Annotated in this window: 22 protein-coding genes, 1 pseudogene and 1 riboswitch; of the genes and pseudogenes, 12 read left to right on the top strand and 11 right to left on the bottom strand. The window is 34.2% G+C overall.

What is annotated here, in order from left to right; genetic code table 11:
* Positions 1 to 46 precede the first annotated feature (46 nt).
* The 3 genes from Q73A0000_RS02915 to Q73A0000_RS02905 all read left to right on the top strand — a co-directional run bounded on the left by Q73A0000_RS02915 (position 47) and on the right by Q73A0000_RS02905 (position 3,341).
* Entirely contained in the window at positions 47 to 1,510 is a 1,464-nt protein-coding gene (locus Q73A0000_RS02915) for a T9SS type A sorting domain-containing protein (RefSeq protein WP_193812596.1), read from the top strand.
* Positions 1,511 to 1,935: 425 nt separating this feature from the next.
* Complete coding sequence (locus tag Q73A0000_RS02910) at positions 1,936 to 2,802, top strand: RNA polymerase sigma factor RpoD/SigA (RefSeq protein WP_193812595.1); 867 nt, start codon at positions 1,936 to 1,938, stop codon at positions 2,800 to 2,802.
* A 65-nt stretch (positions 2,803 to 2,867) separates the two neighbouring features.
* Entirely contained in the window at positions 2,868 to 3,341 is a 474-nt protein-coding gene (locus Q73A0000_RS02905) for a hypothetical protein (protein WP_193812594.1), read from the top strand.
* Positions 3,342 to 3,356: 15 nt separating this feature from the next.
* Here the strand turns inward: Q73A0000_RS02905 and Q73A0000_RS02900 are convergent, their stop codons facing one another.
* From Q73A0000_RS02900 to Q73A0000_RS02890, 3 genes are read right to left on the bottom strand one after another with little or no spacing between them, the layout of a single operon-like run.
* Positions 3,357 to 3,956, bottom strand: coding sequence for a Crp/Fnr family transcriptional regulator (locus Q73A0000_RS02900; protein ID WP_193812593.1), 600 nt, complete (start codon positions 3,954 to 3,956; stop codon positions 3,357 to 3,359).
* Positions 3,957 to 3,964: 8 nt separating this feature from the next.
* Positions 3,965 to 4,339 (bottom strand): bacillithiol system redox-active protein YtxJ, encoded by a 375-nt coding sequence (ytxJ, locus tag Q73A0000_RS02895; RefSeq protein ID WP_193812592.1) that lies wholly within the window; start codon positions 4,337 to 4,339, stop codon positions 3,965 to 3,967.
* Between the two features lie 44 nt (positions 4,340 to 4,383).
* On the bottom strand, positions 4,384 to 4,920 hold the full coding sequence (locus Q73A0000_RS02890; RefSeq protein WP_193812591.1) for a YfiT family bacillithiol transferase: 537 nt from the start codon (positions 4,918 to 4,920) through the stop codon (positions 4,384 to 4,386).
* Between the two features lie 119 nt (positions 4,921 to 5,039).
* Between Q73A0000_RS02890 and pncA the strand changes: the two genes are divergently transcribed.
* Together pncA and Q73A0000_RS02880 are read left to right on the top strand one after the other, a co-directional pair.
* Positions 5,040 to 5,645 (top strand): bifunctional nicotinamidase/pyrazinamidase, encoded by a 606-nt coding sequence (pncA, locus tag Q73A0000_RS02885; protein WP_193812590.1) that lies wholly within the window; start codon positions 5,040 to 5,042, stop codon positions 5,643 to 5,645.
* A 101-nt stretch (positions 5,646 to 5,746) separates the two neighbouring features.
* Positions 5,747 to 7,288 carry a S41 family peptidase gene (locus Q73A0000_RS02880; RefSeq protein ID WP_193812589.1) on the top strand — a complete coding sequence of 514 codons (1,542 nt, stop codon included), beginning with the start codon at positions 5,747 to 5,749 and terminating at the stop codon, positions 7,286 to 7,288.
* Here Q73A0000_RS02880 and Q73A0000_RS02875 read toward each other — a convergent pair whose 3' ends face one another.
* Positions 7,289 to 7,714 (bottom strand): SRPBCC domain-containing protein, encoded by a 426-nt coding sequence (locus tag Q73A0000_RS02875; protein ID WP_193812588.1) that lies wholly within the window; start codon positions 7,712 to 7,714, stop codon positions 7,289 to 7,291. It lies immediately after the preceding gene.
* Positions 7,715 to 7,982: 268 nt separating this feature from the next.
* Positions 7,983 to 8,360 carry a GreA/GreB family elongation factor gene (locus Q73A0000_RS02870; protein ID WP_193812587.1) on the bottom strand — a complete coding sequence of 126 codons (378 nt, stop codon included), beginning with the start codon at positions 8,358 to 8,360 and terminating at the stop codon, positions 7,983 to 7,985.
* Positions 8,361 to 8,785: 425 nt separating this feature from the next.
* Between Q73A0000_RS02870 and tpx the strand changes: the two genes are divergently transcribed.
* Both tpx and Q73A0000_RS02860 read left to right on the top strand, forming a co-directional pair.
* Positions 8,786 to 9,358, top strand: coding sequence for a thiol peroxidase (gene tpx, locus Q73A0000_RS02865; RefSeq protein WP_193812586.1), 573 nt, complete (start codon positions 8,786 to 8,788; stop codon positions 9,356 to 9,358).
* Between the two features lie 126 nt (positions 9,359 to 9,484).
* Positions 9,485 to 11,031, top strand: a pseudogene (locus tag Q73A0000_RS02860) (IS1182 family transposase).
* A gap of 174 nt (positions 11,032 to 11,205) precedes the next feature.
* Here the strand turns inward: Q73A0000_RS02860 and Q73A0000_RS02855 are convergent.
* The 5 genes from Q73A0000_RS02855 to Q73A0000_RS02835 all read right to left on the bottom strand — a co-directional run bounded on the left by Q73A0000_RS02855 (position 11,206) and on the right by Q73A0000_RS02835 (position 18,286).
* Positions 11,206 to 13,590, bottom strand: a complete 2,385-nt coding sequence (locus Q73A0000_RS02855) for a TonB-dependent receptor domain-containing protein (protein WP_193812585.1) — start codon at positions 13,588 to 13,590, stop codon at positions 11,206 to 11,208.
* 77 nt (positions 13,591 to 13,667) lie between these two features.
* Positions 13,668 to 14,618 carry a fasciclin domain-containing protein gene (locus Q73A0000_RS02850; RefSeq protein ID WP_193812584.1) on the bottom strand — a complete coding sequence of 317 codons (951 nt, stop codon included), beginning with the start codon at positions 14,616 to 14,618 and terminating at the stop codon, positions 13,668 to 13,670.
* 172 nt (positions 14,619 to 14,790) lie between these two features.
* Positions 14,791 to 16,779, bottom strand: a complete 1,989-nt coding sequence (locus Q73A0000_RS02845; RefSeq protein ID WP_193812583.1) for a urocanate hydratase — start codon at positions 16,777 to 16,779, stop codon at positions 14,791 to 14,793.
* Positions 16,780 to 16,929: 150 nt separating this feature from the next.
* Positions 16,930 to 17,223, bottom strand: a complete 294-nt coding sequence (locus Q73A0000_RS02840; RefSeq protein WP_193812582.1) for a hypothetical protein — start codon at positions 17,221 to 17,223, stop codon at positions 16,930 to 16,932.
* Positions 17,224 to 17,311: 88 nt separating this feature from the next.
* Positions 17,312 to 18,286 (bottom strand): 2-hydroxyacid dehydrogenase, encoded by a 975-nt coding sequence (locus tag Q73A0000_RS02835; protein WP_193812581.1) that lies wholly within the window; start codon positions 18,284 to 18,286, stop codon positions 17,312 to 17,314.
* 156 nt (positions 18,287 to 18,442) lie between these two features.
* Positions 18,443 to 18,589: riboswitch (cobalamin riboswitch) on the top strand.
* Between the two features lie 61 nt (positions 18,590 to 18,650).
* Between Q73A0000_RS02835 and Q73A0000_RS02830 the strand changes: the two genes are divergently transcribed.
* Entirely contained in the window at positions 18,651 to 19,061 is a 411-nt protein-coding gene (locus Q73A0000_RS02830; protein ID WP_193812580.1) for an acyl-CoA thioesterase, read from the top strand.
* A 36-nt stretch (positions 19,062 to 19,097) separates the two neighbouring features.
* Here the strand turns inward: Q73A0000_RS02830 and Q73A0000_RS02825 are convergent, their stop codons facing one another.
* Positions 19,098 to 19,334: a hypothetical protein gene (locus Q73A0000_RS02825; protein ID WP_193812579.1), complete on the bottom strand. Its 237-nt coding sequence runs from the start codon at positions 19,332 to 19,334 to the stop codon at positions 19,098 to 19,100.
* A gap of 203 nt (positions 19,335 to 19,537) precedes the next feature.
* On the opposite strand from Q73A0000_RS02825, the gene Q73A0000_RS02820 reads away from it, so the two are divergent.
* The 4 genes from Q73A0000_RS02820 (at position 19,538) to Q73A0000_RS02805 (ending at position 25,667) form a co-directional block, all read left to right on the top strand.
* On the top strand, positions 19,538 to 21,991 hold the full coding sequence (locus tag Q73A0000_RS02820) for an FtsK/SpoIIIE family DNA translocase (protein WP_193812578.1): 2,454 nt from the start codon (positions 19,538 to 19,540) through the stop codon (positions 21,989 to 21,991).
* A gap of 63 nt (positions 21,992 to 22,054) precedes the next feature.
* Entirely contained in the window at positions 22,055 to 22,702 is a 648-nt protein-coding gene (locus Q73A0000_RS02815; RefSeq protein ID WP_193812577.1) for a LolA family protein, read from the top strand.
* A gap of 73 nt (positions 22,703 to 22,775) precedes the next feature.
* On the top strand, positions 22,776 to 24,230 hold the full coding sequence (locus Q73A0000_RS02810; RefSeq protein WP_193812576.1) for an LptF/LptG family permease: 1,455 nt from the start codon (positions 22,776 to 22,778) through the stop codon (positions 24,228 to 24,230).
* Between the two features lie 327 nt (positions 24,231 to 24,557).
* Complete coding sequence (locus Q73A0000_RS02805) at positions 24,558 to 25,667, top strand: acyloxyacyl hydrolase (RefSeq protein ID WP_193812575.1); 1,110 nt, start codon at positions 24,558 to 24,560, stop codon at positions 25,665 to 25,667.
* Positions 25,668 to 25,705: the final 38 nt, after the last annotated feature.

Genomic DNA, 25,705 nt, shown 5'->3' with positions numbered 1-25,705 from the left:
TAACATTATCGACATATATTTCTAACTTTGATTTAAATATTTAACTATGAAGAAATTATCTACTTTATTTTTGTCCCTACTTTCGGTGTTTTTATTTTCACAATTTACAAGTCCCGGCACTGGTGTTACTTATAATTTGAATTCGCTCTCCGCAGCTGCTCCAACGGCACTGGTAAAAGACGGAACGGATTATCAAATGAAAGCAAATATCACAATTACCACGGGCGATGTTTTATTAATGGATGAGAATACCACTTTGAAAATCGATGGCGGTCTTCAATTAACGATTGCCGGTATTTACAACACTACCGCAAGCAACTTTTTAATTACCGCAACAAATCCTGCAGTGATATTTAAAGGAATCAGACTTGAAGAAGGTTCTGAAGCTACTTTTAAAAATACCATTTTAGAATATGGTGGTGGAATATCATGTTTGACTGAAAATTTCCTAATGGATAATTGTACGGTTCGATATTTTAAATCAGGTTTGGTTACTGGGGCTGCAGTCAATTTCTCGAGAGGAAATCCAGTCGTAACAAACTCGAAGTTTATCGATAACGATTTACCTGCAGTTGCTTCTGGCGCTAATCTGTCTGTGGCGTTAGAATTTACAAACAACTATCTTTCTGGCAATACCAAACTCAACTCTAACCGTCCGCAAGTTAACATGGGTCCGAGTGGATCAGGAACTACAAAAGTTCTGAACAATATTATTCTCGGTGACAGAACATTAACTAAAGTTGGAGGGATTTCGGTTTCATCACTTTTAGGAGTTGAAAATAATGTTAAGATTGAAGGAAATACAGTGACTGATAACCGGTACGGAATTACCGTGGCCGGAAATGCTTCTACCGGATCAATATCCAATAATATTTTAACGGATAACAATTCTGAAAACATTCCGAATAATGGAGGAAGTGGAATTTCCATTAATGGCACTGGCGCATTAGGAGCCGGAATTAAAATTGAGAAAAATCAAATTCGTGGTCATCTTTGGGGAATTACTATTATTGGAACAATGAGTGCTGATTTAGGAGGTGGACCTTTAGGCAGCGTGGGTGAAAACATTTTTAAAGACAATGGAAATGGTGGACAATTATATGCGCTGTTCAACAATACGGCAAATCCTGTAAGTGCAAAGAATAACTGTTGGAGAGAAGGCGAACTTTCTGATGACGCCATGGTTGAAGATGTGATTTCTCACAAAGTTGATGATCCAGCTTTAGGATTGGTGAATTTCAAACCTTATTTATGTGCGAAACCACTCGCTTCTGTAGAAACTAAGAATTTGCAGGCAAGTATATATCCGAATCCGAGTAATGGAACATTTACTTTGAATGCTGAAAAATCAGGAAATGTTTTGATAACTGATGTTTCTGGGAAGGTTGTTTATTCTGGAAATGTATTTAAAGGAAAAAATACAATTTCTGTAAAATCAACTTCCGGAGTGTACTTTATGGTTTATCAAGCTGATGGTAAAACACAATCTACTAAATTGATGATTAAATAATTTCTTATTTCTGTGGAATAAATTCCAATGCTTTAAAATCGAACGCTCTTCTGGAACTCTATTTTTAATTTATTTAAACTCATTCTGCATTTTTGTAGAATGAGTTTTTTTTTGAAATTGCTATTATATAATGATGTATTTATCATTTTGAAAATAAGACTGAAAATTGAAATTATAAAAAACACTTCATTATCGCCGACACTGCGACCCGGCTTGAGTGGAGCTCTTTTTGTGGAACGAAGTGGAACAAAAAAGCGGGAACGGAAGACGGAAATGTTCGCCCTAAAAAAAATAAAAAAGCAACTTTCGACCTGGTAAAATATTTTAGATAAAAGAATATTCACTTTATTTTTAAATAATTGTAACCTTTTACTACTTCGTATCGTATAATATAATGCAGTCCTAAAGTGGACCTTATTTACTACATGAGACAATTAAAAATTACCAAACAGGTTACCAACAGAGAAACCGCCTCTCTCGACAAGTATTTGCAAGAGATTGGGAAAGTTGATTTGATTACGGCCGACGAAGAAGTTGAATTGGCACAAAAAATCCGCGCCGGAGACAGAGTGGCGTTGGAAAAATTGATTAAAGCCAACCTCCGATTTGTGGTATCTGTTTCTAAACAATACCAGAATCAAGGACTTTCTTTGCCCGATTTAATTAATGAAGGGAATTTAGGTTTGATGAAAGCGGCGAAAAGATATGATGAAACCAGAGGTTTTAAATTTATCTCTTACGCAGTTTGGTGGATTCGTCAGTCGATTCTACAGGCATTGGCAGAACAGTCTAGAATTGTAAGATTGCCATTGAATAAAATTGGATCAATTAACAAGATCAACAAAGCATACGCGCATTTGGAGCAGGAAAACGAAAGACCTCCGTCCCCAGAAGAGTTAGCGGAAGTTTTGGACATGAGCGAAGACGATATCAAGGAATCAATGAAAAACTCCGGAAGACATTTGTCGATGGATGCGCCGTTGGTTGAAGGTGAAGATTCTAACTTGTATGACGTTCTGCGTTCTGGTGAATCTCCAAGTCCGGATAAAGATTTGATGCTTGAATCTCTTCAGATTGAAATCGAAAGAGCATTGCTTACTTTGACTCCAAGAGAAGCTGATCTGGTTCGTTTGTATTTCGGTTTGAACGGAAAACACCCAATGACTTTGGAAGAAATCGGTGAAACTTTTGACCTAACGAGAGAAAGAGTTCGTCAGATTAAAGAAAAAGCAATTAAAAGATTGAAACACAATACGAGAAGTAAAATTCTTAAATCGTATTTAGGTAAATAATATTTATTAAAAATATTATATAAATTAGAGCAGGTTTTTAAAGCCTGCTTTTTTTATTTACCAAAATGAAAATTATAAAAACATTTAAGTTCGCGTCAAATTTAGAATATGTTCATTCAGTTTTGAATGAGCAAAAAATAATACATTCTATAGATTTGCAAAACCTAACTATTTCATCTGAAGAATTCCAAGAACCAAAAATTTTAAAGATTATTAGGGGTTTAAATTTAGATGAAAAAGAGGTTAAAATTGATGAGAATTTTCAGAAGGATTATGATGACTGGCATAAAAACAGTTTAAATCCGGGACACTTTATGGGCGGTAGAATTCCTTTTTTCTACTGGAACAAAAAGAATTATCCCTTCTTATTTTTTACAATCTTTTTTGTGCCAATAATTACAATTATTATAATGGCGTTTTCAGATGGAAAATGGAGTTTTCAATTTGATCTAGTAGGAATCTGCACATTCTTATTTCTTGTATTCGTTGCTGTTTCTATGATTGTTCAATGGATTAAATATAGAAAAAACCTAAAGTAAAAGACGCTAGAAAAATTATGAAGTTTCAAAATTTTTCCTTGCCAGTTCCTTCCGAACTCTACTCAAACTTTCCGGCGTAATTCCCAGATAAGAAGCCACCATCCATTGCGGAACGCGCAGTAAAATATCAGGATACATTTTGATGAACGTCATGTAGCGTTCTTCGGCTGTATCTGCCAGAAGAGAATTTACCCGATTTTGTAAATTTCGAATGTGTTTCTGCAAAAGCATATCATTGTTTTCTGCAATATTCGGAAATTTCTCAATCATATTGGTGAAGAAATCTTTGCTTAAAAGGTAGACTTCAGAATCTTCAACTGCTTCAATGTAATACTTTGACTTTTGATTAAAATTAAGCGAGCTTCGATCAGAAATCAGCCAGTTTTCCGGGGCAAACTGAATGATGTGTTCTTTGCCATTTCTGTCGAGAGAATACATTCTAAGCAATCCTTTTTCCACAAAAAAAGTATCCATACAAATTTCTCCGTCTCGCAGTAAAAATTCGTTTTTTGCCACTTTTTTGAACGTGTAAAAATTGTCACAACTGGCAAGTGCTTCTGCAGGAACCTCTAGAACTTCAGCTAAGTAATTGGTTATATTTTGACGTGAATCCATAGAAAAATTTAAATCAGATTAACGGAAATACTTTGATGAGAAGCGTCTTTCACTGCTTTTCCATTTTCAAGAACAATCAGTTGTGGACTTTGATGCGTAATGCCAAAATCTTCTGCGATTTTATTTGAAATCGGTCGGTATGCAATTAAATCAAGAAAATAATAGGACACCTCTTTATCAGAATTCCCTACTTCTTTCTCGAAATTTTTCAAAACCGTTTTACTGATAAAGCATCTTGTAGAATGCTTGAAAATGGCAACTTTTTTGGTGAAAGATTCTTCAACAGCTTTGTTTAAATCTTCCTCAGAAGTGATTGTTTTCCAAAATGTTTCAGCAGATTTTTCATCTTCGGAACCGCCGAATATTTTATTTAAAAAACTCATATTTTATATTTTTTTATTACTAAAACGCTTTATCCACAATTATCCTACCAATTATTTTCAGTCTTCAAATTTTGAATATGTGCAAAATGATGATCACAATGCCAGGCACAAAATGCCAGACTTTCTTTTAAAGTGATATCTTTATTTTGGTCTGGATGATGGTAGGTGCTTTCGTATTCTTTATTGGTCAGTGATTTTAATTCGTAAACCCAACGTTTATGAATTCCCTTCAACATTTGAAAAGCCGGTTTTACATCTATTGTAAAACTATCCTGCAACTCTGCCCACTGCTGTTCATCGTAAGATTTAATCGTAGGATTATCTTCAGTCAATGCGAGTTTAAAACGCATATAACTATTCATACTGCTATCTGACAGATGATTAATCAATTGGCGAATAGTCCAGCCTCCTTCACGGTATTGCGTATCCAATTGATCAGCATTCCAATTTTCAACAACATGTTTTAATTTGCTGGGAAAATCCTTTATCGTTCTGATATGGCTGTCAATATCTTGATCCGTAATTTTTTTGGGTTCCTGAAATTTTCCAATCGGATATTTTTTGTGTTCTAAATTGTCCATTTTATTTTTATTTTTTGACGATTTGGCTCATCCAATAATTTGGCTGAACTTTTGTGCTTTGTTTTGTAAATTTACTACAAAATAAGTTGAATTCGAGCTGAATCGAAAAATTTAAAAATATGAAAAAAGCCCTAATTATCGTTGATGTACAGAATGATTTTTGCGAAGGTGGCGCACTTGCTGTTCCTGGTGCTAACGAAATAATTCCCTACATCAATCTCCTCATGCAGGATAATGAATATGATCAAATTGTTCTTACCCAAGATTGGCATCCTGCAAATCATAAAAGTTTTGCCTCCAACAACGGAAAAAAAGTTGGTGATAATATTATTCTTAATGGTATTCCTCAATTTATGTGGCCGGATCATTGTGTTCAGGGAACTTTTGGAGCTGAATTTCATCCCGATTTAAATAGAGATAAAGTAACTCACATTATTCAAAAAGGAACAAACACCGACTTTGATAGTTACAGCGGATTTCAGGATAATAACCATTTTATGAAAACTGGTTTAGACGATTTCTTAAAATACCACGACATTCAATTACTAGAAATTGTCGGTTTAGCTTTAGATTATTGTGTGAAATTCACCTGCTTAGATGCAGCCCAATTAGGATATGTGACTTGTTTGCATTTTAATGGAACCCGTGGAGTAAATGTAAAACCGGATAGTGCCAAAAATGCGATTTATGAAATGTTGCAAAATACGGTGACTATTTTAGGATAAAAATAATCCACCTCAAAATACATGAACTTCTCATTTTTAATGGGAAGTTTTTTTGTTCGCTGATTTAATTTTAAAATTTTACTTTTAGCAAAAATTTAACTTTGAAAAAAATCATCCTCTTTTCTTTATTACTCATCATCTCTTCATGTGTTTCCGTAAAAAAGCACAATGAAAAATTAGAGATTCCTATCTCCGTTGAAAAGTTAAAAAAAGATGTTGATTTCGCACACCAGAAATTAGAAGAACTTCACCCGAAATTGTACTGGTATATTTCTAAAGAAGAACTGAATTTTCAATTCGACAGTTTAAAAACAACTATCAATAAACCTTTAAAGCCAAACGAATTTTACCAAAAAATCGCTCCAGTTATTGCGAATATCAAGGAAGGTCATTTGAGATTATTTGCTTATGATAAACGCCTGACAAAAAAAGAAATCAAGAAACTCAAAAATCAAAAAGGGTTATTAAACCGATATAATTTCGTGATTGATAACGACAGAATTTTTGTGAAAGATAATACGGATAAAATCCCCAATATGAATTTGGGTACAGAAATCCTGAAGATTAAAGATATTCCTGTAAAAGATTTACTCGAAAAATATAAACCTTTGGTGAATAGTGACGGTGATAATACAACCTTTCAAAAATATTCTATGGCGAGAAGATGGCCTTCTTTTTTTACGGCAGAATATGGAATTTTAGACAGCGTAAAAATTGAAGCTAAATATCAAAACAAAGTCAAAACCTTTTACATTTATAGAGAAAAAATTACCAAAGAAGAAAAGAAAAAAACCGAGCAAGAAAATAAAAAACTAACCAAAAGCGAAACCGGAAAAACCAAAGATTATAATATTGTCACTAAAAGTTTCAACCGTGATTTACAGTTTCCGACCAGAGATTCTACGATTGCGTACATGAAAATCAAAACCTTCTCAGGAACTTTTTCAAAGAAATTTTATAAGCAAAGTTTTGCCACGCTTAAAAAATCACCTGCGAAGTATCTGATCATCGATGTTCGTGACAATCTTGGTGGTTCATTATCCGAAATTAATAATCTCTATTCCTATTTAGTCTCGGAAGATTTTAAATTCGTCAATGGAGAAGTAACATCGCGCTCATCATTGTTACAAGCGGATTATTTTACTTACGTTCCTACTTTAGGCAAACCGATTGCAGCAATTACTTATCCATTTTATTTGATTGGATCTCTGTTTCCTATTAAGAAAATAGATGGGAAATTTTATTTTAAAAACTGGGGAGTGTTCGCCATTAACAAACCAAAGGAAAATCATTTTGACGGGAAAATTTATGTTTTAATTAATGGAAGTAGTTTTTCTGCTTCATCAATTATTGCGTCAAAATTAAAAGGAGATAAAAGAGCATTTCTGGTAGGTGAAGAAACCGGAGGAACAAATGATGGAACGGTTGCCGGAAGATATTCAACTAAGAAATTACCGAATTCAAAACTGGAATTACCAATTGGTTTAATGCTGATTCAACCCAATATCGAATTTACAAAAACCAAAAAAGGCGTTCTTCCCGATTACGAAATCATTCCAACTTTACAGGAAGTGCTGCAGAAAAAAGATATTCAATTAGAATGGATTATGGACCAGATAAAAACTCAGGAAAAAACGGAGTAGTTAGGCTTCAGCAAGCTCTTTGACAGCATTAAGCGCTCGAGGAAAGCTATTATTAAAATACGTAATATATTCTTCATCGGTCTTTATGGTCACCGTCAATTCTGTACCGAAGTCACTTTCATACAAATCATAGTATTCGATAGCACCTTCTTCGAAAGTTTTATGCTGCGAAACACCATCGAGTACCAATCCAAAATGGATAAAATGCATCGATTGAAATGGAATCACTTTCTCCACCATTGCAAAAAGTCCATGTTCACCTGGAGACAAAAAACGGACATCATTGCCTTCTTTAAGTTCTCCTGTATAATAAGAACCTGGTATAAAAGAAGCTGTCCATTTACGGTAACTTTCATCCTCCCAAAGAATGTCCCAGACTTTCTCTTTGGAGGCCTTTATCTCTATTGAAAATTCTAACTGTGTCATTAATCTTCTACATTTTATAAATTTAAAAATAAAATTTTAGAAATTCTAAATATTTATTTCAAAAACTGAAAAACAATAATTTTTTCAGTGGAAATATTGCTAATTACCAATCGATTCCAAGCAAAAATGCAACCAAAAAAATAGTTAGAAATTAGTTTTTGCAATTACCTTCGTATAACCATACAATGACGCTTAAATATTGAGAAATTTCAATAAAATAAAAGAGACTCTCAAAATTGAGAGTCTCTTTTAAAATTAAAGGAAATAATTAGTTGTAATGTTCAACGCCTAATATTTCAAGGTTTCTTTCGCCTTCTTCAAACGGCCAGTTGATCACATCGCCCACTTTATTTCCAACGATTGCTAAACCGATTGGCGACAAAATCGAGTATTTCCCTTTTTTTATTTTTTCTCTGTCCGTTTGAACAAATAAATATTTCTCTTCTTCGTTGGTAGAAATATCTTTTACTTTTACTTCACAATTTACAGTAACTACGTCTGCTGGAAGTTCTTTCCTCAGTACCTGCTTGGCACCTTTTAGTTGATCCAATAGAATTTGCTCTTGCTGTTGCGTTGTTCTTTTTCTACGTAAATGATCTTTGATTAAATCGTAAACTCCGGTTGTTAAAACTATATTTTCTGACATAATGCTTTATTTTAAATTTTTTGTTGAATACTTAAATAGGATTCAGAAATAAAATGCAAGCACAAATTTTGTGACTGTATTTTGTAAAAAGTATTCGAAATTAATGAGTATTTAGTAATTGTAAACTACCCTGTCCCTGAATCTTGACAGGGTGAATTAGATGAACTCTTTAGAATCTTTAAGAAAAATGTCGTCATGCAAATAAGAGAAAACCAACCACTTTCCCTCAGAGAATAAATTCCCCGAAAAAAAATTGATATGTGTTATTTTTGCATTCATTATTACGAATATAGGGATAAATTTTGACAATTCCAAAACCTTAACCTTTGTTAACTACTTACAAGTTATATGACTAACCTCAAAATATTCTTTACTAACTGCTTTTATCCTGATTAAAAAGAATAATTTTGTTTAAAATAAAAAATATGTTTTCAAAATTAGTTTTCAGTACGTTATTATTTTTCTCGGCATTTCTATTTGCCCAAAATTCTAAAGCAGCAAATACGATTTTGATGGGCGGAAAGCCAGTTCATACCTATTCAAAATTACCGGCAGTCAATAAGCAAGCGCCAAAATTTACTTTAACGGGAGTTGATATGAAAGATCAAAATCTAGATTCTTACAAAGGAAAATATTTGATCCTCAACATTTTTCCAAGTGTTGATACGGGAGTCTGTTCAGCTTCAGTACGTCATTTCAATGAAGATGCGGCAAGCATTCCAAATACTGTTGTGCTTTGTATTTCAAAAGATTTACCTTTTGCACAGAAAAGATTTTGTGGTGCCGAAGGAATTAAAAATGTAGTGATGCTTTCAGATTTCCGTTCAGATTTTGGAAAAACTTACGGAGTAGAAATCACTGATTCTGCGATGAAAGGTCTTTTGAGCAGAGCAGTTGTCGTAATTGATCCGTCTGGAAAAATTATTTATGAAGAACAGGTTGATGATATTTCTCACGAACCGAACTATGAGGCGGCAATTAAAGCGGTGAAAATATAAATTTTTCGCTTTTTAAAATTTAAAGTCAAAGAAGAAGCCGTCTCAAAACTGAGGCGGTTTTTTTGTGATTTGTTTTGAAAATTATTGTTTATTTTATGGTTTTTTTTGTATCTTTAAGTATTGATAATCAATGATATGAGTATTAAGTTTAAAGATTATAACCAACAGCAAAACTGGTTATTTCCACCATCAATCGAGGAATTGATTCCAGAAAGTCATCCAGTTCGGATCGTTAATGGGATTATTGAGCAACTTGATCTGAGATTGCTCATTGAAGAGTATAGTAAAGATGGCAAACCAAGCTTTCATCCCAAGATGATGCTCAAGGTAATGGTTTACGCTTATATGGATAATATTTATTCTAGCAGGAAGATCGAAAAAGCGATGCGGGAGAATATTAATTTTATGTGGTTGTCCGCTCAACAGGTCGCAGACCATAACACCATTGCACGTTTTCGGAGCAAGAAACTCAAGACTATTTTCAAAGATATTTTTAAACAGGTCGTCCTGTTATTATCAGAGGAAGGACTCGTTAGCTTGAAAGAAGTTTTTACTGATGGAACCAAGATAGAGTCTATTGCCGGGAGATATACTTTCGTTTGGGGCAATGCCATTAAAACCAGAAAAGAAAAGATGGCAGAACAACTTGAACAAATGTGGAACTATGCCCAAAGCATTGCTGATGAAGAAGACAGCGATCCTACACCACCGGAGTTTAAAACAATCGATAAAGATAAAATAGAGAAGACCACCAAGAAAATAGAAGAGATCATCAGCAAAAATCCGAATGCTTCTACTAAAGCAAAGGCAAAATTAAGATACATTCAAAAGAATTTTTCTCAGAACCTGGATAAGTACGAGCAGCAGGAAAAAGTTTTGGCAGGACGTGGCAGTTACAGTAAGACCGATCCCGATGCCACATTTATGCGCATGAAAGATGATCATATGCAGAATGGGCAACTTAAACCCGCTTACAATGTTCAGATAAGTTCCGAATCGCAGTTCGTCATTCATTATACTTTACACCAAAACACCAATGATTTAAATACGCTTAAACCACACCTCAATACTTTTGAAGAACTTTATCAGTTTTGCCGAAAGAACTTACTGCTGACGCAGGCTATGGCAGTGAAGAGAATTATGATTTTCTGGAAGAGAAAAATATAGAAACCTTCGTAAAATACAACACCTTCGATAAGGAACAGGGTATTTTAAAATCGAAAAGAAAAAAAATCAACGAAGACTTTCACCGCGATAAACTTTATTACAACGAAGAGAAAGATCAGTATATCTGTCCGATGGGGCAACCGATGAACAAAATATATTCTAAAAACCGAAAAACCAAAAGCGGTTATGCTCAGACAAGTTCACTGTACCAGGCTCAAAACTGCAATGGTTGTCCGCTGCGAGGGACTTGCCACAAAGCGCAGGGAAACAGAATAATAGAACGGAACCAAAATTTAGAACGGCATAAGGACAGAGTTCGGGAAAATCTCTTAAGTGAAGTAGGTGAAATAAAACGCAGACAACGGACTGCCGATGTCGAACCTGTCTTTGCACATATCAAATCCAACCGGAACTTCAAGCGTTTTACGCACACCGGAATAGAAAAAGTGGAATTAGAGTTCGGATTACACGCTTTAGCACACAATCTAAGAAAGAAAAGTGCTTAACAAAAGCATCTTTTTGCCCTAATGTGCAAAAATCACAAATAATCAAAATTTAACACCTAACAAATAAAAATAAAAAACCGTCTCAAATTTTATTTTGAGACGGCTTCTATTTTTATACTTAGACTCGAATTATTTTCAAATCATCATAATATAATTAAGTTTAGATGTTTTAAACTAAAACTCAAATATAAATCCGAAATAAGGAAGCGGTGTTGAACGGTCGCTTTCACCAGTTTGCAACAAATAATACTGTTGATTTTGTGGATCAGTTGGATTGGCTATAATTCCGTTATTATTGGCATCACGCTGAAGATTTACGACTGGCAATCTGCTTGGACTTTTCGATCCGTAAGCATTTACAACGTCAATGTAAGCCGTCAATTGCCATTTTTTGAAAACCCATTTTTTCTCGGCACGCAAATCCAGTTGATGAGAAAGATTTCCTTGCGTTGAATTCAACAAAGTGAAATCCTGGAGTGGTCCATTGGCAATATTCCAAATGTTGACTAAAGCACTTCTTTGCAAATCATACGGCGTTTCCGGCAAACCGGATTGCATTCTAAATCTTGCACCTAAATTCCAGTTTCTGTTTAAATACTTTCCGGCAGTAATTGCTACGATATGTCGGGAATCCCAACTGGATGGCAATAAATTTCCGGCAGCATTTGAGAATTTTGAATAGCCAAAAGTGTAAGCCATAATTCCATAGAAATTATTGACCGTTCTTTTTTGAGCCAAAAACTCAATTCCATAAGTTTCACCAAAACCTCTTGAATCCAAAGGTTCATTTCCAACCACCCCGAAATTAGCACCAACGTTTGCCAACGAAATCTGGTTTCGAAGCGAGAAAGGATAGTTTCTATATTTCTTATAATAACCTTCAACAGTTAATCGAAGATTATTTTTACCATTGTATTCTACTCCACCAACAATGTGTGAATTTCGAATATATTTTAAAGAATTCTCGTTTGTAAACTTCCCATTTTCAATGAAACCAAGCGCCGTATAAGCTGGAAGTTGATAATAAATTCCGGTATTAAAATTCAAAGCAAATTCCGGATTTAATTTATAACTCAAAGAAATTCGTGGAGAAAATTGCTCTAAAGGATTACTCGTTTTTTCATTATAATTACTCGCATCGAAACGAGCACCAGCAGAAAATTGAAGTTGATCATCAAAAAACTTTCTGGCCGTTTGTACATACATTCCATATTGAAACACATTAATTTCAGATAAAATATCATCAAAATTGACTGTATTTTGAGTTACATTTTTTACGGTGGAATTATTGTAATATTTTGAAAAATTAACATTCGCTCCAGAACTGAATTGATAATCTGCCCAATTAAAATTTCGGTCAAACCGAATTTTATTTTCACTTTCCTGAGATTTGTAATTGTATAATAAATTGTCAGGTGTTTCAATATTTCTATAATATTTCAAGGCTTGATTGTCGAGCATATTTCTACTCATCGTCAAAAGCCAGTTTCCGTTTTGAGCCAAATGACGATATCCAGCGCCAATGGTGTAATTCCATTGTGGAGAAATGGGAAGTTGGTCGATTAAAGTTAAATTAGTTAATGTTTTTTCTGCATCATCATTAAATTTAAAACTGTCTTTCGCACCTAAACCAAGGAAAAATAATTCATCGCCAGACTTATATTTTTTAGAAACTTTAAAAGTGGCGTCATAATAACTTGGCAGAAAAGGCAAACCAATCGCTTTAAATAACAATTGCAAATTCGATTTACGAACACTGAAAAGTCCTGTCCAGGATTGATCTTTTGAAAGCGGTCCATCCGCCATTAATTGCATATCATCTAAACCGATAACTGCTTTATAACCGAGTTTGTCTTTTCTGGCCTGCTTCAAATTAAATTCGAATAAAGAAGATAAAGCCCCATTTCTACTGGCTGGAAATGCACCACTGTAAAAATCGACATCTTTAACAAAGTCAATGGTAATAATTCCTCGCGGCCCACCAGAAGCACCTTGCGTTTGAAAATGATTAATCACGGGAACTTCAATTCCGTCGATGTAAAATTTATTTTCAGCCGAACTTCCGCCACGAATAAATAAGTCATTTCTAAAAGTCGCCGTACTTCCAACGCCAGGAAAACTTAAAATTGCTTTTGAAACATCACGAGTTGAACCGGCATTTTTCTGAACTTCTTCACTGGTAATATTTCTTAATGATAATGGACTTTCAGCCGTTGTTTTATACTGCCTTTTGGTAATGACTACTTCATCAATGTTTTTAGCAATTTTATTTAAACCAACGGAAAAAGTAAGATTTTGATTGGGTACAACATTAATATCATTTAAAAATCCGGTTTCGTAACCTTCGGAAGAAATCTCCAGATTATAAGTTCCAGATTGTAATTCTGACACAATGATATTTCCTGTTCCTGAAACATTTTTAATCAACTGTTTAACATTTATTTCTGCGGAAAGTGGTTTCTTACTGAATTCATCGTAAACATTGACATTCAAACTTCCGGTTTGGGCAGAAATTATAATAGAGATTATTGATAAGAGAATAGAGATTTTTAACTTCATGAAAAAAAAATTTGCGCTAAATTACAATAAGCGCCTCAATACTGAGACGCTTATTAGAGTAAAACCTAAAAAACTAACTATGGTAATAATACTTTATCGATGGCATGAATAATTCCATTGCTACACTGCACATCGGTCAGAATAATATTCGCAACTCGATTATTGGCATCTGTAATTTTTGCACCACCAGTGGTTGTGATTGTAAATTTCCCACCTTGGAAGGTCGTTACAACCATATTGTTGGTCAAATCTGTTGAAGCAACGTTAGCTCCTGCTACTACGTGATATTTTAAAACATTTTCTAAAGTTGCTTGTGGAATCGCAGCTAAATTAGGCAAACTTAATTCTGTTAACAAAGAGGTAAATGCAGCATTTGTTGGTGCAAATACGGTAAATGGAGAACTTGCTGTTCCGCTTAAAATTCCTACGAAATTCGGCATATCTGGTCTTGTCAATGCTGCAACCAGAGAAGTAAAATTAGGGTTAGCTAAAGCGTGTGTAACGATTGTTGGCAAACCAATCACGGCATCAACTTTGTGGATTACGCCGTTAGTAGCCATAATATCTGCTTTGGTAACATTTGAAATTCCGTTAATTTTCACACCTGAAGCAGTATTAATAAACATACTCAGATTTCTCGTTGTAGAAGCTGATCCTTTTGCTAAAGTAGAAACGTAACCAGTGGTAATCTGACTTGAAGTTACTTTGGCAGCTAAAACATGATTTAATAAAATTTCTTTTAAAGCAGCTACTGGAACATCATTCAAACTTGCAAAACCATTTGCCGTTAAGAAGGTAGCAAATGCTGCATTTGAAGGAGCGAAAACGGTAAACGTTCCCGTTCCATCTAAAGTTGTAGCAAGACCTGCCTTGTCAATTGCAGCTTTTAAGGATGATAAATCAGAATCTCGTGACGCGATTGCGTAAACGGTTTGACTCATTACAGGCTCATCTTCGTTGTCATTACAACTGATCGTGGTTAATCCAATAGCAAAAAGAACTGAAAGGATTTTAAATACTTTTTTCATAATTGTAAATTTTAATTATTCAAATATAGAATTATTTGACACTAATAATTAATTAATAGTAAGAATAATTACCAATATGACTTATCTATAAAATCTATCTCATCACAAATCCTTTAGCAAAAGGAAACCCCGCAGATTTTGCAGGGTTTATTTTATTTAATATTAATTATTCTTATTGAAGAAGATTCTCATCCACTAAATTTGGTAACGTCACTTTCAAATTAGGTTCTATCTCCATAGCACGTTTTATGGCAAAAATAGCGCCTTCATTTCTGGCCCAACTTCTGCGCGAAATTCCATTATTAACATCCCAGAAAAGCATAGACTTCAATCTGCGGTCCGCATCATCACTTCCATCAAGCAACATTCCGAAACCACCATTGATTACTTCGCCCCAACCAACGCCGCCTCCATTATGAATCGAAACCCAGGTTGCTCCGCGGAAACTATCGCCAATTACGTTTTGAATCGCCATATCAGCAGTAAATCGAGAACCATCATAAATATTAGAAGTTTCGCGATAAGGAGAATCTGTGCCTGAAACATCATGGTGATCTCTTCCTAAAACCACTGGACCAATTTCCCCATTTTTAATGGCTTTATTAAAGGCTTCAGCGATTTTCATTCTTCCTTCTGCATCGGCATAAAGAATTCTGGCTTGCGAACCAACGACCAATTTATTTTCCTGCGCTCCTTTAATCCAGGTAATATTATCCTGCATTTGTTGCTGAATTTCTATCGGAGAATTTTTCATGATTTCTTCTAAAACTGCACAAGCAATTTCGTCAGTCTTCTGGAGATCTTCTGGTTTTCCACTGGCACAAACCCAACGAAACGGCCCGAAACCAAAATCGAAACACATTGGTCCCATAATATCCTGAACATAACTTGGATATTTAAATTCCCTTCCAAGCGTAGGATTTTCTGACATTACATCAGCTCCGGCTCTACTTGCTTCCAATAAAAAAGCATTTCCATAATCGAAGAAATAAGTTCCTTTTTCTGTGTGTTTATTAATTGCGGCTGCATGTCTTCTCAAACTTTCCTGAACTTTATCTTTAAATAATTCAGGATTTTCGGCCATCATTTTATTGGCTTCTTCAAAAGGAATTCCGACCGGATAATAACCTCCTGCCCACGGATTGTGAAGCGAAGTCTGATCTGAACCAATATCTATATGTAAATTTTCTTGGTCAAATTTTTCCCAGACGTCAACCACATTTCCGAGATACGCTAAAGAAACTGTTTCTTTATTTTCCTGGGCTTTTCTAACTCTTTCCACCAATTCATTAAGGTTTTCATGAATTTCATCAATCCATTTCTGCTCGTGACGAATCTTTGTAATTTTAGGATTTACTTCTGCACAAACCGTGATGCAACCAGCGATATTTCCGGCTTTTGGTTGTGCACCGCTCATTCCGCCTAATCCTGAGGTGATAAATAATCCGCCTTTTGGTTCTTTTTTAATTTTTCTAAAAGCATTCAAAACCGTAATAGTAGTTCCGTGAACAATTCCTTGTGGCCCGATATACATGTAACTTCCGGCCGTCATTTGTCCGTATTGAGAAACACCCAACGCATTAAATTTTTCCCAATCATCCGGTTTTGAATAATTTGGAATCACCATTCCATTCGTCACCACAACTCTCGGCGCTTCTTTATGACTCGGAAATAATCCCATCGGATGTCCAGAATACATGGTCAAAGTTTGGTCATCTGTCATTTCCGACAAATATTTCATCGTCAAAAGATATTGCGCCCAGTTTTGAAAAACCGCCCCGTTTCCACCGTAAGTAATTAATTCATGTGGATGTTGTGCAACAGCATAATCCAAGTTATTTTGAATCATCAACATGATCGATTTCGCTTGTTGCGATTTTCCAGGATAGTTAGAAATTGATCTCGCTCTCATTTCATAATCCGGACGAAAACGATACATATAAATTCTACCGTATTTCTCCAGTTCTTCTTTAAATTCCTTTAATAATTCTGCATGAAATTTAGGTTCGAAATAACGCAAAGCATTTTTAAGCGCCAGTTTTTTTTCCTCTTCGGTAAGGATTTCTTTCCGCTTTGGAGCGTGGTTAATTTGTGGATCGTATGGTTTTATGGAAGGAAGTTCATTCGGAATTCCCTGTTGAATCTGTTCTTGAAAAGTCATTATATTATTAAAAGTTGTGAGTTGATATATTCGAAGTTTTAAAGATATTCAAATTAGAAAATACAAAGCAAAGAAAAGCGGAAAAAAAATTCCTCTCTCCCGCAGTTTCAGCACAAAAAAACCTTACTCTGAAAAGTAAGGTTGTATTAATTAAGATAAAAGATCTTCATTTTCTTCTTCGTGATCATCTTCGTTATCACTTAAACTATAATAGTTATTTTCTTCGTCTTCAGATCCAATTTCTTCCATATCGTCATCAGCATCTGCGCCAGGAACATCTAGATTTTCGTCCAAATCACTTTCTTCAATTTTTTCTACAGTAATCGGATCTCCGTTTCCGTCTAAGGAAATGTGTTCTTCCTGATTAAAAATATCATCTTTCGAACTATAGTTCATTTCTTCTAAATTCTCTTTTTGCTCGTGGGTGTTATCTTTTGGTTTCATAATATAATGGTTTAGTGTATTTGCTATGCGACAAAAATGATTCCAAGATTAATTTAACCTGAAATTAAAATTACATTAACTATAAATATTAGTTTTTATAAACTTCAGGATTTGCACAATTAGGCATTTTTTCACCTTTCGAAAAAGCAATAATATTTTCTGCGGCCAGTTTCGCCATTCCATTTCGAGCTTCTACCGTTGCCGAACCAATATGTGGTAAAACACAAACATTTGAAAGTTTCAACAGCAGATTATCTTTTTCCATCGGTTCTGGATTGGTAACATCTAAACCGGCACCCCAAATTTTTCCTGATTCTAAAGCTTCGTAAAGGTCTTTTTCATTTTGAAATCCGCCTCTTGCCGTATTAATAAAAATACAGTTCGATTTCATTTGATCAAAAATAGATTGATTGAAAATCACCAATTGTTCTTTGGTGTAATTTGCGTGAATACTTATAACGTCCGAGGTTTTTATCAATTCTTCAAATGAAACATATTGCGCGTCGAGTTTATTTTCAGCCTGTTCATTATGATTTCGATTGTGATAAATGATATTCATATCAAAAGCGTTTTTACACTTTTTAGCCATTTCAAAACCAATTCTACCCAACCCAAAAATACCCAATGTTTTGCCGTACAATTGCTGACCAAGCTGTTCGACCGCATCAAAATCTTTCCAGTTTCCCGATTTTACTTTTTCCATATAATAACCCGCTTTTCTGGAAATCATTTGCATGAGAAGAAATGCAATATCAGAAGTAGCTTTGCTCAAAACATCAGGCGTATTTCCGATTGGAATATTTCTCTGAGTTGCTTCGTTCAAATCCACATTGTCAAAACCTACAGAAAACAAAGCAATCGCTTTTATATTGGGACATTGATTAAAAAAATATTTATCAAATTTATTTTTACCAACATTCAACAGAATGTCTGCATTTTTACAATTTTGTAAGTATTCCTCTCGACTTTCATTTTCAGTTTTAGGGAATATAATTTCTATATTTTCTTGTTTTAAAAGTTCCAAACCAACTTCTGGAATTCTCTGATTAATAAATACTTTCATTGTTTAATTTTAAATTTCACTTCTAAATTTTAGTAAAAAAGCAAATTGCTTTTAGTAGAAATCGAATTTATTTCATTATTAAATTTAGTTCAATTTTTATTCCGAAATAATGATCTTTTTCCGCAAAATTAATCTCTTAAAAAATTTATTTTGACTTAAAGAAGACTTTTCTATTGGTGATAATTTCTTTGAAAACTATATATTTGTCCCTGAAAAGGGTGAATCGTGTGAAAATCACGAACTGTCGCGCAACCGTAATTCAGTAAATGAAAAGTCGGATCCCCAAAAACTTTCGCGATATGAAGTAGAAAATAATCAACGATTTTCTGTTCATTTCAATTATTAATATTTTAACTATTTAAAAATGAACTACGAAGAAAAAATTCAAAATTCCGAAACCCACGTTTTCAAAGTTGTTTTTCCGAATATTACCAATCATCACAATACCATGTTTGGTGGTACGGTGATGGAAATGATGGATGAAGTTGCTTTTATGACCGCTACCCGATTTGCCAGAAAATCCTTTGTGACGGTAAGTTGTGACCGAATTGATTTCAAAAAACCGATTCCTGCCGATACTTTAGTAGAGTTAATTGGTCGCGTAAAATACGTCGGAAACTCCAGTTTAAAAGTGAATGTCGAAGTTTATGTCGAACAGATGTATGATGAAATAAGAGAAAGAGCAGTTTCTGGTGATTTTACTTTAGTAGCAATCGGTGCTGACAAAAAACCAATGAAAATATTTGAAAGAGATGAAATAGAAAATCAGTTTTAAATTACAAAATCCACCTAATAGTGGATTTTATTTTATTTATAAATCGCCGTCGTCAAGCATTCGATTTTTATTATCTTCCCATTCGTCTTCATAGGCCTTTTCTTGATTTTCCCACGCTTTTGGGGGAACTGCATTTTCAGCATGTTTTATAGGATGGCTGTCGGTAATTAATTTTTCTTCCGATGCATGATTTTCTACATTGAGAACCTCTTCTTTTTTATTATCTAATGACAATTTATCTTTCTCTTTTGAATTGTTATTTGCATTATTCATGATCCATTTATTAAAAGGTTATGTCTTTTATTGCTTCAAATATTATTCCGAAATCAGATTATTTATTTCTCGAAAAATAGGATTTATATGAACCGAAAAAGTCGTAATAATTCCTTATTTTACACGTTTTAAAAACAAAAATTAATTTAATAATTCAGAAAAATTTCTTAATTATTATTATTAAATTTGCCCCGATTGATATTATGGAAAAAGACAAAAAAAAACCAACGCCTAAAACGGCTGACCAAAGCAAAATCCTTTCTAAACCGCGCATATTTTTCGGAATTTTATTTCTAGTGTTTTCGGTAGTTGCAACCCTTTCCTTCATTTCGTATTTAATGAATTGGAAAGCAGATCAAAGTCAAGCCGGAACCATGCTCGATAAAACAATCCAGTCATCCAACATTTTTGGAAAAATTGGTGACTGGCTCGGTAATATTTTTATTTTTGACAGTATTGGAATTGCCGCATTTCTAGTTGCTTTTCTCTTTTTCGTTTTGGGAATGATGATCCTCAAAAAAAGTTACTTCAAACCTTGGAAAACTATTGGACATTCTTTATTCTTCATTTGTTGGCTACCTATTTTTATGGGAGCACTGACTAAAGGTGAAGGCGTTTTGAGCGGTGTTTACGGTTTCCAAATTATGGATTTCTTAAACTCTATTATTGGTACTGCTGGATTATGGGTGGTCATTTTGCTGAGTATCGCTTTGTATTTTATTTTAGAATTTAATCTTCGTCCAAGTAGTATTAAATCAAAATTGAGTGATTTAAATGATAATACGATTGGTCGTGTCAAAGGAATGATGCCGCGTTCAGAAGAGAATTTCGAAGCGGATGAAGAACTGGAAGAAATAGCACATGAGAAGGAGCAAAATGTGACGGTGAATGAAGCAAATGCAGTTCAACAAAAACCGAACGAAGTTATCCTTAATAATGAAATAGAAACTATTAAAACTCCGAATCAAACTTCATTTGACCAGGACGAACAAAAAACAACGTTAACTTTAAGTCCTACAACTTCAGCGGAGGAAAAAGAAATTGCATCTAAAACTGATGATATTAATTTTAAAGTTGAAGTTGCAAAAACCATTGATATCATTGACGAAAGTGATCGCAAATCTCAGGAATTGGTTGACAAACATGGTTATTATGACCATAAATTAGAACTCGGTAAATTCCAAATGCCGCCAATCGAATTATTACGTGATTATGGTAACGAGGAAATCTCCGTTAATAAAGATGAATTAGAAGAGAACAAAAATAAAATTGTTGGTTTATTAAAAAACTTTAATGTCGGTATTTCTGAAATTAAAGCGACCATCGGGCCAACTGTTACTTTATACGAAATCGTTCCAGAAGCTGGAATTCGTGTAGCTTCGATTAAGAAACTGCAAGATGATATTGCGTTGAATCTTTCTGCGTTAGGAATTAGAATCATCGCTCCAATGCCAGGAAAAGGAACGATCGGAATTGAAGTTCCAAGAAAAAATCCTTCAATGGTTTCTATGAGAAGTGTAATTGCTTCACAGAAATTCCAGAATTCAGATATGGATTTACCAGTGGTTTTTGGTAAAACTATTTCCAATGAAATCTTCATGGCCGATTTAGCGAAAATGCCTCACTTATTGATGGCAGGTGCAACAGGACAAGGAAAATCGGTTGGGATTAATGCCATTTTAACTTCATTACTTTATAAGAAACATCCAAGCGAGTTGAAATTTGTGATGGTGGATCCGAAAAAAGTGGAACTTTCGCTTTATTCAAAAATTGAAAGACATTATTTAGCAAAACTTCCAGACGGTGAAGATGCTATTATTACAGATACTCACAAAGTAATCAACACGTTGAATTCCCTTTGTATTGAAATGGATCAGCGTTATGATTTATTAAAAAATGCGTTCTGTAAAAACATTAAAGAATACAATAAGAAATTCTCTGAACGTAAATTAAGTCCAGAAAACGGACATCGTTATTTACCTTACATCGTTTTGGTTGTTGATGAGTTCGCCGATTTAATTATGACGGCCGGAAAAGAAGTTGAACTTCCGATTGCCAGATTAGCACAGTTGGCGAGAGCGGTTGGTATTCACTTAATCGTTGCAACACAAAGACCTTCAGTCAATGTAATTACGGGAATGATTAAAGCGAATTTCCCGGCCAGAGCTGCTTTCCGTGTAATTTCCAGTGTAGATTCCCGTACGATTTTAGATTCTCCCGGCGCAGATCAATTAATTGGAAAAGGAGATATGCTTTACTTTAATGGAAATGAAATTATGCGTTTGCAATGTGCATTTGTTGATACTCCAGAAGTTGAAAAAGTAGCTGAATATATCGGTGAACAAAAAGGATATGCAAGTGCTTACATGCTTCCTGAGTACTCTACCGACGAAAACACTTCTACGGTTGGTGCCTTTAATCCGAACGAAAAAGATGTTCTTTTCGAAGATGCGGCGAGAATATTAGTTTCTACGCAACAAGGTTCAACCTCGATGCTACAAAGACAATTGAAATTGGGATACAATAGAGCCGGAAGAATTATGGATCAGTTAGAAGCGAGCGGTGTTGTAGGAGGCTTTAATGGAGCAAAAGCGAGAGAAGTGTTAATCAGCGACTTAAATTCTTTGGAACAGTTTTTGGAAGAATTGCGAAAGTAATTTTAAATCTTAAACAATAGTTTAACTTTAAATTAAATTATTCATCCAAAAAATAAAAAAAGAATGAAAACGATATTGAAAAAAATCTCCTTTGGACTTTTGGTTGTCGCGACCACTGTAAGTTTTTCTGCACAGAAGATCGATGCGAAAGCAAAAACGATTTTAGATGCCGTTGCAATCAATTATAAAAGCAAAGACAACGTTTACTTCAAATTTGTCTATGGAACTGGAACTGATAAAAAAGTAACCAAAACAGAACCTGGAATTTTCTACTCCGCGAAAGATCTTTACAAATTAAAGATCATGGGAACTGAACAAATCTTTGACGGAAATAAGATTTATAATATTTCTGCAGAAGACAAAGAAATTACCGTAGCAAAACCAACAGGAAACGAACAAATGTTCTCTCCTCTTAATTATATTGAGCAATACAAAAAAGGATATAACGTAAAATATGTCGGGAAGGTTAATGTAAACGGAGTGAATTCTGATTACATTAAATTAACTCCAGTTAAAAATAATGGCATTAAAGAAGTCAACCTTTTTGTTAACGCAGCAAAAAAACAGATTGTAAAAATCGAACAATTCTCGAATGATAATGCAGTGTCTGTAATTGCAATCAACGATTATAAGGAAAATCAGAAGTTGAGCAGCACGATGTTCACCTTCGATAAAGACCAATATAAAAACTATTTTGTTACCGAACTTTAGAATTCAGTAAGTCACGATAAAAAAAGTCACAAAGGAAAAATTTCTTTTGTGGCTTTTTTGGTAAATTTGAACCATGATAAAAAAACTCGACGGTTACGTCATCAAAACTTTTTTCGGCCCGTTTCTTTTCATATTCAGTGTGTTGTTTTTCATTTTTGTGGTGAACATCATTTGGATTAGATTGGCGCAATTTACCGGGAAAGGTTTGAGTTATTGGGAGATTTTAAAATTACTCTCTTATCTGTCTGCGATTGTAGTACAACTGGTTTTACCGCTAACAATATTACTTTCCTCCATTATGACCTTTGGTGATTTTGGTGAACGTTATGAATTGGCAGCCATGAAAGCTGCCGGTATTTCGCTTACTCGAATTATGTTGCCATTATTCTTCACTACCCTATTCTTTTCGGCTTTTCTCTTTGTTTTTTCCAATAACGTGGTGCCCGATTTTCAACGGAAGGCGAAGAATATGCTGTATAACATTGCTGCAACGAAACCTGCGTTGAACTTTACTCCAGGACAATTCATTCAGCAGCTTCCAGGTTATAGCGTAAAATTTGATAAAATTACGGGTGAAAATGGCGAGAATTTAACAGGAGTTTTTATTCATAAAATGGCAACTTCTTTTGAAGACCAACAATCTATTGTCGCAGAAAAAGGAAAATTCGTTCCTGCTGATAATCCAAATTATTTAAAGCTAGTCTTATTTAATGGTCATATTTATGAAGATCAATTAAACAATATCGATTATAATGCAAGACTGAAACAACCCGATCAGGCGATTAAATTTGATACTTTAGTTTCGCATTTTAATATTTCTGAAATCATTGATAAAGCGATTGAATCAGAAAAAATTACAGATGACTACTCTTTTCAAAATGTTATAGAATTGAATTCCACTATTAAAGATACTAAGAAAAGTAACGATAATATCATGAATAATTTAACATACGAATTGGTGAGCCAAACAAATAGTTATGTAAGTTATGTGGATAAAACGAAATCAAAAATCCCAGTTTCTGCACCTGTAAAAACAGATACTGTTAATATCAAGAAAAAGCAGAACCTTCTCTATAATGCCTACAATAAATTAGAAAACATCAAACAGTCGACGATAGGAAAAGATGCTCAGATTAAAGATATGCATGCCTATTTTGCACGCGTGGTTATGCAGCAACAAAGGATTGTTTCGTATTCTATAACGTGTATCATTTTCTTTTTAATTGGATCAAGTTTAGGATCAATCATCCGAAAAGGAGGTTTAGGATTACCGGTTGTGATTGCGATTGCTGTTTTTATTTTCTTCTATGTTCTTAATCTTACTGCCGAAAACATCGCTTGGTCTGGGAAAATGGACCCTTATCTCGCAGCTTGGCTACCTAACATAGTACTTCTTCCGTTTGGTATTTGGTTGACTTATAAAGCATTAACCGATTCTCAACTCTTCGATGTTGAAAAATACAAATCGATGTTTAAACCACTGATCAATAAGTTTTCAAAGAATAAAGAACATCAGCGGTACCGATAATAGATTCGCAATATTTCTACAAAAATTAAGGATGGTTTTTCCATCCTTTTTTAATGATACCCTCACCAATATAGTAATTTAGATATTTGATGAAGAATGTCGTTAACTGAATATATTAACATCATAATATTTCTTTCCTAAAATTCATTTTATTATACTATAAAATACAAGTATTTTTGTATTTAACATTTTTAAGAAACAATATCCTACTCTCTGAAATTTAAATTTATTCTGACTTTTACAATCTCAGTTTCTTTTTTATTAATATTTAATGCGCAAGATAATCGCGCACAAGTTCCTTCCATACTTCAAAAATCCTATTTTGAAGTGAATGTCGGATCGATAGATTATAGATTTTCGAATCAACACTTGGAATCCGGCTACACAATGAACTCTGTTTCTGTACCGCATTGGGCAGCCCGTTTGGTATTATTTGGTTACGATTTCAATCAGTATTTATCCGCACAAATAACTTACATGCGTCCTGTTTATTGGGTTCGTTACAATTATACTAGAAGAAATCCAGACATCAATCAGCCACATCCGATAGAGGGATCAAGTAGCGTAAGAATGAATATTGGCGGCTTAACTTTAAAATCCAAATTACCTATAAGTAACAAATTATCAGCATATGGTGAAGCCGGATTAGGCATTATTACACGTCATGGATTTATTGATACATTTGGTGAATCCGTAGTAAAAGACGCAAGTTATGCCAGTGTTTTGTTAGGACTTGGTCTAAAATATCATTTCAACGATAAATGGGCATTACAACTACAGTCCAACTATTCTCCCGAAAACACGAAATTTAAACAACCAGCCACAAGTTTTATCGGGACTGGATTCTCATACAATTTCAGACCCTTTACTCCTGAGAAACTAGAAAAAACTAAAGAACTTGGATATATTCATCCAAAACAATGGATACAATTTGGAATTACCAACAATTTTATGGGATATGGAATTAACAATGCTGTTTCAAGTAAATATCTTCCAATTTTTTGGGGCGGACATGCTGAAGTCAAAAATGGATTGTCAATCATCTATCAGCGAAACATATTTCATGGTGCAAAAGTATTTGCTTTAGATTGGGGGATTAATCTCTCCGGTTGGGAAACAAATGTTAAAAATGATAAATTCTTTACGCTTTCAATTTTTCCTGCGTTTAGACTCAATTATTTACATACCACAGATTTCGATGCTTATTTTTACTATTCTGTCGCTGCACCAACCTACATCTCCGAAACAATTTTAGATGGACATAAAATGGGTGGTAAATTCACTTTCATGGATAATATGGGAACCGGTGTATTTTTCGGACCTAAAAGAAACCTCAATGCTGAAGTAAAAATCGGTCACTATTCCAACGGAAATATTTTTACGGACAATGAAGCTGTTAAAATACCTTTATCATTAAGTTTAGGCTATGCATTTTAAGTCTGAAAATTTACTATAAAATAAATTCACTTTATTTT

It is taken from the genome of Kaistella flava (ex Peng et al. 2021), from assembly GCF_015191005.1.
GTDB classification, from domain to species: Bacteria; Bacteroidota; Bacteroidia; order Flavobacteriales; family Weeksellaceae; genus Kaistella; species Kaistella flava.
Note: the sequence above shows the minus strand (reverse complement) of the source record. Positions and strands in the feature narration are given on the sequence as shown.

What these genes read in the sequence shown, in the direction of transcription:
- Q73A0000_RS02915 (WP_193812596.1), top strand. Translation starts at nt 47, where the DNA reads ATGAAGAAATTATCTACTTTATTTTTGTCCCTACTTTCGGTGTTTTTA.
- Q73A0000_RS02910 (WP_193812595.1), top strand. Translation starts at nt 1,936, where the DNA reads ATGAGACAATTAAAAATTACCAAACAGGTTACCAACAGAGAAACCGCC.
- Q73A0000_RS02905 (WP_193812594.1), top strand. Translation starts at nt 2,868, where the DNA reads ATGAAAATTATAAAAACATTTAAGTTCGCGTCAAATTTAGAATATGTT.
- Q73A0000_RS02900 (WP_193812593.1), bottom strand. Translation starts at nt 3,956, where the DNA reads ATGGATTCACGTCAAAATATAACCAATTACTTAGCTGAAGTTCTAGAG.
- ytxJ (WP_193812592.1), bottom strand. Translation starts at nt 4,339, where the DNA reads ATGAGTTTTTTAAATAAAATATTCGGCGGTTCCGAAGATGAAAAATCT.
- Q73A0000_RS02890 (WP_193812591.1), bottom strand. Translation starts at nt 4,920, where the DNA reads ATGGACAATTTAGAACACAAAAAATATCCGATTGGAAAATTTCAGGAA.
- pncA (WP_193812590.1), top strand. Translation starts at nt 5,040, where the DNA reads ATGAAAAAAGCCCTAATTATCGTTGATGTACAGAATGATTTTTGCGAA.
- Q73A0000_RS02875 (WP_193812588.1), bottom strand. Translation starts at nt 7,714, where the DNA reads ATGACACAGTTAGAATTTTCAATAGAGATAAAGGCCTCCAAAGAGAAA.
- Q73A0000_RS02870 (WP_193812587.1), bottom strand. Translation starts at nt 8,360, where the DNA reads ATGTCAGAAAATATAGTTTTAACAACCGGAGTTTACGATTTAATCAAA.
- tpx (WP_193812586.1), top strand. Translation starts at nt 8,786, where the DNA reads ATGTTTTCAAAATTAGTTTTCAGTACGTTATTATTTTTCTCGGCATTT.
- Q73A0000_RS02855 (WP_193812585.1), bottom strand. Translation starts at nt 13,590, where the DNA reads ATGAAGTTAAAAATCTCTATTCTCTTATCAATAATCTCTATTATAATT.
- Q73A0000_RS02850 (WP_193812584.1), bottom strand. Translation starts at nt 14,618, where the DNA reads ATGAAAAAAGTATTTAAAATCCTTTCAGTTCTTTTTGCTATTGGATTA.
- Q73A0000_RS02845 (WP_193812583.1), bottom strand. Translation starts at nt 16,779, where the DNA reads ATGACTTTTCAAGAACAGATTCAACAGGGAATTCCGAATGAACTTCCT.
- Q73A0000_RS02840 (WP_193812582.1), bottom strand. Translation starts at nt 17,223, where the DNA reads ATGAAACCAAAAGATAACACCCACGAGCAAAAAGAGAATTTAGAAGAA.
- Q73A0000_RS02835 (WP_193812581.1), bottom strand. Translation starts at nt 18,286, where the DNA reads ATGAAAGTATTTATTAATCAGAGAATTCCAGAAGTTGGTTTGGAACTT.
- Q73A0000_RS02830 (WP_193812580.1), top strand. Translation starts at nt 18,651, where the DNA reads ATGAACTACGAAGAAAAAATTCAAAATTCCGAAACCCACGTTTTCAAA.
- Q73A0000_RS02825 (WP_193812579.1), bottom strand. Translation starts at nt 19,334, where the DNA reads ATGAATAATGCAAATAACAATTCAAAAGAGAAAGATAAATTGTCATTA.
- Q73A0000_RS02820 (WP_193812578.1), top strand. Translation starts at nt 19,538, where the DNA reads ATGGAAAAAGACAAAAAAAAACCAACGCCTAAAACGGCTGACCAAAGC.
- Q73A0000_RS02815 (WP_193812577.1), top strand. Translation starts at nt 22,055, where the DNA reads ATGAAAACGATATTGAAAAAAATCTCCTTTGGACTTTTGGTTGTCGCG.
- Q73A0000_RS02810 (WP_193812576.1), top strand. Translation starts at nt 22,776, where the DNA reads ATGATAAAAAAACTCGACGGTTACGTCATCAAAACTTTTTTCGGCCCG.